The organism is Shewanella surugensis, from assembly GCF_023284005.1.
Lineage (GTDB): Bacteria > Pseudomonadota > Gammaproteobacteria > Enterobacterales > Shewanellaceae > Shewanella > Shewanella surugensis.
This window is the reverse complement of the sequence record NZ_JAKIKS010000157.1, coordinates 1-10,167: the sequence shown is the minus strand read 5'-3', so window position 1 is coordinate 10,167 and position 10,167 is coordinate 1. Positions and strand designations below refer to the sequence as shown.

Here is a 10,167-nt window from a genome sequence, read left to right as displayed (position 1 = left end):
ATTGGTTTTTCATTTGAGAACCTTGGCCGATTTTGTGAGAGATTGAAGCTTATAGGCAGCTAACCCTCTTTTCTATACCAAAGTGTGTCGGTTATTATGGCAATCTAAGAGGCATCGCTAACGGTTCACCTTTTGGAGACCAAGCGTAGGGTAAATGTGATTTTTGGCTAAAGCCTGATTCATCGAAATAAAAGAGGTCAATTTCCCCCGAACGTTCAGCGTCAATCAGCCGCTCTAAGGTCTGTTGGCAAGCTAAAAAATCGGCTTGAGAGCGCTTGTTTTTTAACGAATGTCTGGCCCGTTTATGGCTGTAATCAAATTTTTTAGTATTCTTTTAAGCGTTGATTTGCTGGCCGTTTTTCCTGTTTCTAATATCATTCTCGATTGAGCTTGTTTAAGTTGATAAGGTTCTTCATCAACAAGCTTTTTTAGTCGTTGATTTTCAACTGAGTTATAGATTGTTGGCCGTCCAGTTCGTTTACTGTCATAAAGAAAAACAATACGTGTTCAAACCATTGATCTAACCAAGAAGAAACAGTTTCCCCTTTTACCAATAAGATTTGTGCTATCTGTTTGATACTGAATCCATGATAGCTATTGATAATCGCATGAGCACGTATCCGGCAACGATGTTTTGGATGATTTTTGAATGCTTCTTCCAATGTGATGAGTTCGTGTTCAGATAAGACTCTAATTAATAAACGGTAAACCCCTAGCTCTGCCGAGGTGACTCGCATAGGTTTCACCTATACCGCGGTATAGGTACGCTCAAGTCTCGACCAAAAGACAGGAGAGCAACCTATGCGAGGCCCTAAGAGTTTGTCCCATACACGTTGGGATTGTAAGTACCATATTGTATTTATTCCAAAAAAGAGACGTAAGTTAATATTTGGTGTTATTCGAAAGCATTTGGGCGAGGTATTTCACGAACTAGCCCGTCAAAAAGGGGTTGTGATCGAAGAGGGGCATCTAATGCCAGATCATGTCCATATGTGTTTGAGCATTCCACCGAAATTTTCAGTATCTAACGTCGTAGGATTTATTAAAGGTAAAAGTGCCATTTCAATTGCTCGTCAGTTTAAGGGGCGGCAAAAGAATTTCAATGGAGAGGCTTTTTGGGCAAGGGGTTACTATGTTTCTACGGTTGGTTTGGATGAGGAAATGATAAAAGAGTACATACGAAACCAAGAAAAAAATGACATTCATCGGGATCAATTAAAACTCGGAATGTAGAGGGTGCCTTGGGCACTGACTTAAGCCCTTTTAGGGTGTCACCCAAATAAGCCTCCGGCTTTGCCGGAGGTCAGTTAACTTTGATCTAACTCTGCAATTTGGGAAAGGTCAATGTTTATTACATTGATATTTTTCGCTTCTTTAATGAGTTTGTTGACATTCCATATGTGGATATCAGTGAGCCCTTCATGGTCTTTGTTGGGGATTTTTCTAAAGTGCTATTGTTGACGCATATCAATAGTTCAATTAATTAGTTGGAGTTTTTGGGCTCGAGAAAGCTTTTTAATGGCGATTTCTCGTTTTAAAGCTTGGCTGTGATCGCCAATACTTTCTTGGTATTTAAGCTTTAGGGGGCCTTTACCTTTGAGGTATTTTGCCGTTTTTTTTCCGCCAGTTTGATGCTCTTTAAAACGGCGATTGATATCTGTGGTGATCCCAGTGTAGAGATGTCCATTGGCGCATTCAATGATATATAAATGCCAATAAGCAGCCATAATATACCTTAACTTCAGTGTTGATGTCTGTTGTATTATGATGATGTTACAGCAGGCTTCTGTTTTATAACCCCAAGCCAGTTCAACTTTTAGCTTTAACTGACTTGGGGAAATATGACTTATTTGTCGAAATCTAACAATCCTAAGAAAAATGCGTATTCTTTTGCTGTATCTTGGTATCGACGATAGCGTCCGCTTTTCCCACCATGACCCGCTTCCATATCAGTTTCAAATAACAGAAGGTTATCATCTGTTTTATATTCTCTTAATTTGGCCACCCATTTTGCAGGTTCAAAATACTGTACTTGCGAATCGTGTAAGCCTGTTGTGACGAGTAGATGAGGGTAATTTTGAGCTTTGATTTGATCGTATGGAGAATAGCTTAACATGTATTCATAGTAAGCAGGATTACTAGGATTACCCCATTCATCATATTCATTGGTCGTTAATGGAATACTTTCATCTTGCATGGTCGTGACAACGTCAACAAAGGGGACGTGTGAAGCAACGGCAAAGTAGCGTTCAGGAGCTTGATTTAACACTGCTCCCATCAAAAGGCCGCCAGCACTGCCGCCAGATGCAACGACTTTATTTTTATCGGCATAACCGCGATCGGTAAGAGTTTGAGTTATGTCTATAAAGTCATTAAAGCTATTTTGTTTGTTTAACATTCTGCCCTCGTCATACCAAGCGCGCCCAAGCATATCGCTGCCTCTAACATGGGCGGTGGCGTAAACAAACCCTCTATCAAGTAGACTGATGATGGATGACTTGAAATGAGGCTCGATTGTATAACCATAAGCGCCATAGCCGTATTGGTATAGAGGATTTTTTCCATCTTTGTTGAATTTGTCTTTACGGTAAACCAGAGTGACAGGAACTTGTTCGCCATCTCTAGCGGTAATAAATAAACGTTCTGTTTTGTATGCTGAGGTTTTAAAGCCGCCTAGAATATTCTCTTGCTTTAATAGAAGACGAGTCGTTGTGAGTGCCTCATCGTTTGCCGAACTTAATGTATATTCGAAAATGGATTCAGGCGTATTAGGGCTAGAGTAAGACACTCTGAGTTTGTTACTTGCCTGCTGGCTGTTGGCATCCAAACTGGCCACATAAGCGGCATCATCGAATGAAAGTTCAAATGCTGGCTGCTCATTGAAAGGAAAAATGTGAATATGATTGAGACCATTTTCACGTGTTTGAATGACTAAATAGTCTTCGAGTACTAAATAGTCCTCAATTAATACGTTATTATCATGGGCGATGACTTCTTGCCAAGCTTCTTGATTGTTGGCTTGACTGGCTGGTACTTTCATTAACCGATAATTTTTAGCCTGCCAGTTTGTGAGGATATAGAAGGTATCTTTTAACTTTTTGAATGTGTATTCATGACCTTCTTTTCTCGGCAACATGGGTGTAAATGTTGAAAGGGGTTGATTTGCATCCAGTATTGATATTTCAGAGGTAATGGTACTATCGTGGGAAAGCGTAATGAGTGACTCATCAAGTGTTTTGTCGAGTTCAAGGTAGAAGGTATCGTCTTTTTCTTCGAAAACTAATACATCTTCAGCTTGCATCGTGCCGAGTTTATGCCGAAAGACTTGGAAGCCAAGTAATGTTTGAGGATCTTTCGCAATATAGAAAATATGCTGGTTATCATTGGCCCAAACAATATTGCCGTCAATTCCTTCAATTCTATCTTGTAGGTATTGATTATTTTTTAGATTTTTAATGATAACGGTATAAATTCTGCGACTGAGTGTATCTTCAGTAAAGGCAAGTAGTTGACCATTTGGGCTAACAGATAGCTCTCCTAAACCGTAAAAATCGTTACCATCAGCACGTTCATTGACATCAAGAAGGATGACTTCATGACTATCAAGGCTATTTTTTCGCGCAATAATGGGGTATTCAGACCCCGTTTGATAGCGTTGATAGTACCATTGGCCATGCCATAAGTAAGGCACGCTGGATTCGTCCTTGTCTAACCGGTTAGTGAGTTCTTTAAATAAACTTTTTTGTAAAGGCTCATATGCTTTAAATTGTGAATCTTTATATTCATTTTCTGCATTGAGATAAGCAATGACTTTTTTGTCTTGGCGTTTATCGTCTCGCATCCAGTAATAGTTATCGGTGCGTATATGACCGTGATCTTCCATTACGTGGGGGATTTTTTCGGCACTGGGTGGCTGTATTGATGTTGTTTTATTCATATTTGAGCATCCAAATAGCAAGACAGCACATGCTGTAAGCGGGAAAAAGAACTTCATGTCACGTTTCCTTGTGTCATTTCTTATCTGCAAAAAAGTATATTTTTACAATTGAGATCATATTTTTATTAAGGGTTATTTTATGTTGCTAAGGCATAAAGGTCGATGATTTTATTTATTAAATGTATATTAATTTTATCTTCCTTTTGGAAGACAAGGTTTATTGGAGTGGAGGTGAGAATTTAGTTTTATATATTATTTTTATCAGTTAACTCGTTAAAAAATATCGTTATAACTTGCCATTCCAGTGCATTAAGCGCAGAATGCCGTTGTTGGTAAATGTGATTTATCAATTATAATTCTCAGGGCGGGGTGCGACTCCCCACCGGTGGTAAGTGATAATGCTTGAGCCAATTTAGGCCCAAGCATTATCGAAGCCCACGAGCGCCTAGTGTTTCTAGGGTCAGCAGATCTGGTGGGTTGATATTAACGAACCCAGAGCCGACGGTAATGTTATATTTGTCCTTAAAATATACTGAGTCCGGATGAAAGAGAATATAAAAGAGAGTATTCAGTAGAATCGATTACGATTTACTCAATTGAGATAGAAGGTTGAGTGAATGCGACTAGCCCTTCTATCTTTAGCTTTTCTTTTATATAAGCATTTAAATTTTTTAAATGCTTTTTCGCATGCCCTGATTCTGGTCAACCCATAACGTTATTAGGATTAAACCATGGATCAGTCATTACTTATGCCTTATGGCAATGCAATTGAACGTGTTGATGCTGCATTAGCGTCTCTCAAACTTGGGAGAGGTGTACTTGTTGTCGATGATGAAAATAGAGAGAACGAAGGCGATCTTATTTATGCAGCTGAACATTTAACGCATGAACAAATGGCGCTGTTAATTAGAGAGTGCAGTGGTATTGTTTGCTTGTGTTTGACTGAAGAGCGCGTCAAACAATTGGATTTATCCCCCATGGTTGCTGAAAATACCAGTCAGTATGGTACAGCCTTTACTGTGAGTATAGAGTCAAAAATGGGAGTGACGACGGGAGTCTCTGCCGCAGATAGGTTGACGACAATTCAAGCTGCAATTAGCGATAACGCTAAGGCGAATGATTTAGCGCGCCCTGGGCATGTATACCCTTTGCGTGCGCGAACCGGAGGTGTTCTGACTCGCCGTGGTCATACTGAGGGGGCAATCGATTTAATGCAGCTTGCAGGACTTAAGCCTTTTGGGGTTTTGTGTGAAGTCACTAATCCCGATGGCACGATGGCGCGTTTACAGGATATTGTTCGATTTAGCCAGAAGTATAATTTGCCTGTTCTTAGTATTGAGGACATTGTTTTATATCGGCAATTAAAACTCAAACGAGTGAGTTAATTTATATTCTGGTCAAAAGTAAAAAGCTCTATAATGAGCTTTTTGCTTTTGTATCTAAAATGTATGTACTTTCTACTTTTTTGCTTGTTATTCGTTTCTTATACTCTAATTATGTACCTCAAAGTCAATTTTTTTGTTATTTCATTATGTTTTTAGGTTTTTTTATGAACAAAGTCAGATGGACTGCAAATAAATATGACCTAATGATACCCTCGTTACTTAGTTGCAACTAATTAGATTCATCATTTCGCTTAAAATTAACGGATTACTTTTTGATGCCCACAGTATTTGGTCGGTTCAATCTTCAATATAAATTGATTTTATTTTCTGCTTTTCCTTTATTTATCATTTTAGCTTTGGGGAGTGTTGGAATGATGCTTCTTATAGAAGATTATCGCTTGGCTAATGAGAGTATGTTAACCAGTGAGGTGAGCATTGACGTTGAGAATCTATTGTTTGAGTTACAAAAAGAGAGAGGAATTTCAGCGGGATTTATGAGTAATCAAGGGCACATGTTTAGGGAAAAACTCATCCATCAGAAAAAAGCAACGGATGCGGCCTTAGTCGTGCTTATTCAAAATAAAGCGCTTAAAAGAATGGAGCTGACCGAAAGTAAGAAATCTCATTCAGCATTAAGGCATAAATTAAGTAAAATATTTGATTTATCAGAAAACTTAGAAAGAATTCGCTTACAAGTCACTCTGTTAAATGATAATGATTTTTTCGCTATTTATGCAGAAATAGATCACTTTTTGATTGATCTTATTTCTCAAATGCACTTCAGTTCGAATAATATTGAACAAATTAAAAGGCAAGCTGATTTATTGAATATGCTTTATATTCAAGATCTCGCAGATGAGCAACGTGCAATAATGATGCAGTTATTATCCGCACAAGTCCTTTCCTCCAGTGTTTTTTTATCAATTAAGGAGTTAGAAAATACTTTGCACGAACGGATCGTGCACACACTATCTTATGCGTCCCCCAATAATCAATGGCGATTAAATGCCATGCTATTAAGTCCAGAACATGCAGAATTAGAGCGTATTCTGATGAGCATTACTGCTCAATTGCGCTTAGCCGAACGGTCTCAAAGGATTAGCGCTTTAATGGGATTTGGCGGACTCATTCATGATTTTAAAAATTATTTATTACGCAATGAAGAGGGTGATCTGGTCAAGTTTAATGTTCATTTTATGGAATTATCTCAAATTTTAGAGGTAATAAAAAATGACCCTGAATTATCAGATGTTCAGCATGATTTAGTCATCAAATTAGAAGAAACTATTCTAGCTTATCAATCTAACATGCTGAAACTATTAGTACTGAAAAAGCAAGGGCTAAACATTGAAGATATCGATGATAGGATCCGTGTTTATGATGAACCAATGCTTATTGCATTGAAGCATCTACAGAAGCCCTCTCCCAATGTGTCGACGTTAAATTGGTGGAGAGCCTCCAGTCAGCGAATTAACTGGTTGCATCAAATGAATGGGGATATGACACAAGATATTGCTGAAAAGAGTCGCTATGAGCGGCAACAAGCATTAACTTATTTAATATTCAGTTTGTTGACTATTATAGTGATAGTTAGTGTGCTGATTTTATTGGGTAAAAGTATTACAGAACATATTGTGGGGACAATCAGGAGAATTGCTGATGATATGTATAAAATGGCGAATGATCCTAATTTAGAAATAGAAGTTGATGTTAAAGGCGTTGACGAGATCGCACGAATGGCGTCGGCACTTAATCAGATGTTACTGGAGCGCCGTAAAGTCAAACGAGAGTTGAGTCGTGCTTCTGCTGTTTTTGAGCATTCCTCCGAAGGCATTATTGTCACAGATGCTCAGAATCGTATTGAATTAATCAATCCTGCATTTACTAAAATAACAGGATATACCTTAGATGATGTTAAAGGTAAAGATCCTTCAATACTGAGTTCTAATCATCAGCCTGAAGACTTTTATCGGGACGTATGGATAAAGTTAAAAGAGGAAGGTCATTGGCGGGGCGAAATTTGGAATAAGCGTAAAGACGGACATATTTTTCCTGAGTATCTGGTGATCACTTTAGTCAAGAATGAAACTGGAGAAGTAACTCAACATATTGGTTTATTTATTGATATAAGCAACCGAAAGAAATATGAGCAAGAAATTTGGTACCAAACCCATTTTGATACATTAACAGGATTGCCGAATAAGCAATTACTTTCAGGGCATCTCCAGAATCAAATTTCTTATGCTAAAACTTATTCACAATCTGTTGCTATTGCTTTTATTAACCTTGATCGATTTAAGTTTATTAATGATTTACACGGTACTGAGGTGGGAGATGAAATCTTAAAGCAAGTGGCGTCTCGTTTTGGCACTATTTTAAATAAAGAAGATTTTATTGCTCGGGTGGGGAGTGATGAATTCGTTATGATTATGCCTAATCTGTATCATGGTGCCTCTATTGAGAAAAGGGCGAGAGAAATCAATCATCTTTTTGTCGATAAAATCACTATTAATCATAATGTTATAAGTGTATCCTCTAGTTTTGGATTGAGTTTATATCCCGATCATGGCAAAGATCCTGAATGTTTAATTAGGCATGCGGAAACTGCTATGTATCAAGCAAAAAGCGATGGACGGGCGCATTATAAATTGTTCTCTGAGGGGATGGATCAAACGATATTTGAGCAAATAAAATTAGAACAACGGTTGAGGAAAGCCGTTTTACATTCAGATTTTTATATTAATTATCAGCCAATTATAGATATGAGTACTGGGAGTATCACCAGTGTTGAAGCCTTGTTACGTTGGCGTGATCCAGAATTAGGCGTTATTTCTCCTGATAAATTCATTCCTATTGCGGAAGAAACAGGATTGATTGATGCACTAGGTAAATGGGTATTAGAACAAGCACTTTGTGACTTGGCTCGTTGGCATAAGCATGGCCATAAAATTAGTTTAGCCATTAATGTGTCAGGTCGGCAGTGTATTAACCATCAAGGTGAGTCTTTTAGTCAGATCCTCTCAAAAGCGTTAATACAATATGGGATCGCGCCTCGTTATTTACATATCGAAATTACTGAAACCATGTTAATTGATGATGAAGTGCAGTGTTTGCAAACGTTAGAGGAAGTGAGTTCATTAGGCGTTGATATCTATTTGGATGATTTTGGTACAGGGTATTCATCACTGGCGTATCTAAAAGGTTTTCCTATCTCCGTCCTTAAAATAGACAAGAGTTTTATAGAGAGTGCGTTGGAGTCAAATAAAGATGCTAACCTAGTTAAAGCCATCATTATTATGGGACAAAGTTTGCAGCTAAAGTTAGTTTCTGAAGGGGTTGAGACACAACAACAATGGGATTTTTTGCAAAAGTTAGGTTGTGATTATGCTCAAGGCTATTTTATGTCTCGGCCTTTAAGTGGGAAAGGGTTGTTAAGTTATTTAGAGAGTAAGAAAGAGGTTATGGAATTAATAGAATAGAACAGCTTGAAACCAAGCTGTTCTAAAGCGATACGGTTATTAAGCGGCAGTCATTATACTCGCGCTACCTTCAGCGGCCATAGCCGCTAAATCTTTATCAACAAAAAAGAGTGCCTTACCGTCTTCACCTATTAAGCGAATTTTATCGACGATAGATTTAAATAATTTCTCTTCTTCATGTTGTTCAGAAACATACCATTGTAAGAAATTAAAAGTAGAATAATCTTGATTAGTGAATGCAGCATGAGCTAATGCATTAATTTTGCTTGTGATTAGTTGCTCATGTTCATAGGTATATTCAAATAATGCAAGCAGAGAATTGAATTCAGCTTGAGGTGCTGTAATGGAGCCAAGTAACGGCATTCCACCTGTTTCACTCACATAGGTAAATAAGCGATGCATATGGCCCATTTCTTCATTAGCATGAGTGCGCATAAATTTAGCTGCGCCTTCAAAACCTTTATCTTCACACCAAGCACTCATTTGTAAGTACAAGTTAGAAGAGAAAAATTCCATATTGATTTGCTCATTAAGCTGTTCGATCATCAAAGGTGTTAGCACTACTTTATTCTCCAAGGATAATATTTAAAGTACTATTGTGTTCAATTATTCAGTAAATAGCAAGTCTACTTTTCGCTAACTCATTGTTTTAAAAATACAAATCGTTCTCATTTGTGTGCTTGTACTGATATCGTTGATGCTCTCTCTGTATGGCGTATTCTTAACAGTTTGAATTATAAGCGGCTTATTTAATTAAGTTATCTTATTTTTTTGCAAATTTTGAGATTTCAGGTTACAAGTTCAAATAAAAAGCATTCGAGTCCAATGAGTGATTTCTTTGAAGGGTGTTCACACTTTGCTCATAAGCGATCGACTTTATTGAGTTTCAATGAGTTAAAATATCATCGATTGAATGAGAATTTACACTCTAATTGATACAAGTGTTGAAATTAGAGTGAATATTGGATAGCTTGAGTTTATTCCTCTTAACTCACTATTTAAATTTAAGGACGAAATATGAAAGGTCTTAAAAGGGCATTAATTTCTTCTGCGCTTTTTATTGCCGTCATTGTTTGTTATCACTACGCCCATGCCATGGGAGTGTTCTTCTTCTTAGTGGCAGGTATAGGTTTTGAGTTATTTTCTTGGAATATGAGTTTGAAGAAAACCAGCCAAAAGTAGCTTTGAGCTCATTGGGTTGTAGCTGATTGTATGGGGATGTTTTAGTTTATTTGTGCGTACAAAGACCAAGCAATACTTAGATTGCCATAATAACCGACACACTTTGGTATAGAAAAGAGGGTTAGCTGCCTATAAGCTTCAATCTCTCACAAAATCGGCCAAGGTTCTCAAATGAAAAACCAAT

At 37.6% G+C, this 10,167-nt stretch carries 8 protein-coding genes and 1 riboswitch; of the genes, 4 read left to right on the top strand and 4 right to left on the bottom strand.

Annotated features, from left to right (window positions below; translation table 11 throughout):
* Window positions 1–428: 428 nt before the first annotated feature.
* Complete coding sequence (locus L2764_RS23835) at window positions 429–737, bottom strand: helix-turn-helix domain-containing protein (protein ID WP_248942859.1); 309 nt, start codon at window positions 735–737, stop codon at window positions 429–431.
* 64 nt (window positions 738–801) lie between these two features.
* Here L2764_RS23835 and tnpA point away from each other — a divergent pair, with 64 nt between their 5' ends.
* Window positions 802–1,233, top strand: a complete 432-nt coding sequence (tnpA, locus tag L2764_RS23830) for an IS200/IS605 family transposase (RefSeq protein WP_248942858.1) — start codon at window positions 802–804, stop codon at window positions 1,231–1,233.
* A 242-nt stretch (window positions 1,234–1,475) separates the two neighbouring features.
* Here the strand turns inward: tnpA and L2764_RS23825 are convergent, their stop codons facing one another.
* Together L2764_RS23825 and L2764_RS23820 are read right to left on the bottom strand one after the other, a co-directional pair.
* Window positions 1,476–1,727, bottom strand: a complete 252-nt coding sequence (locus L2764_RS23825) for a GIY-YIG nuclease family protein (RefSeq protein ID WP_312018382.1) — start codon at window positions 1,725–1,727, stop codon at window positions 1,476–1,478.
* 119 nt (window positions 1,728–1,846) lie between these two features.
* Window positions 1,847–3,994 carry a S9 family peptidase gene (locus tag L2764_RS23820; RefSeq protein WP_376708481.1) on the bottom strand — a complete coding sequence of 716 codons (2,148 nt, stop codon included), beginning with the start codon at window positions 3,992–3,994 and terminating at the stop codon, window positions 1,847–1,849.
* Between the two features lie 294 nt (window positions 3,995–4,288).
* A riboswitch (FMN riboswitch) is annotated at window positions 4,289–4,495 on the top strand.
* A 173-nt stretch (window positions 4,496–4,668) separates the two neighbouring features.
* On the opposite strand from L2764_RS23820, the gene ribB reads away from it, so the two are divergent.
* Window positions 4,669–5,322: a 3,4-dihydroxy-2-butanone-4-phosphate synthase gene (gene ribB, locus L2764_RS23815; RefSeq protein WP_248942856.1), complete on the top strand. Its 654-nt coding sequence runs from the start codon at window positions 4,669–4,671 to the stop codon at window positions 5,320–5,322.
* Between the two features lie 371 nt (window positions 5,323–5,693).
* On the top strand, window positions 5,694–8,801 hold the full coding sequence (locus tag L2764_RS23810) for an EAL domain-containing protein (RefSeq protein ID WP_248942854.1): 3,108 nt from the start codon (window positions 5,694–5,696) through the stop codon (window positions 8,799–8,801).
* A 39-nt stretch (window positions 8,802–8,840) separates the two neighbouring features.
* Here L2764_RS23810 and ftnA read toward each other — a convergent pair whose 3' ends face one another.
* On the bottom strand, window positions 8,841–9,362 hold the full coding sequence (gene ftnA, locus L2764_RS23805; protein WP_248942852.1) for a non-heme ferritin: 522 nt from the start codon (window positions 9,360–9,362) through the stop codon (window positions 8,841–8,843).
* A 456-nt stretch (window positions 9,363–9,818) separates the two neighbouring features.
* Here ftnA and L2764_RS23800 point away from each other — a divergent pair, with 456 nt between their 5' ends.
* Entirely contained in the window at window positions 9,819–9,983 is a 165-nt protein-coding gene (locus tag L2764_RS23800; protein ID WP_248942850.1) for a hypothetical protein, read from the top strand.
* The last annotated feature ends 184 nt before the right edge of the window (window positions 9,984–10,167 follow it).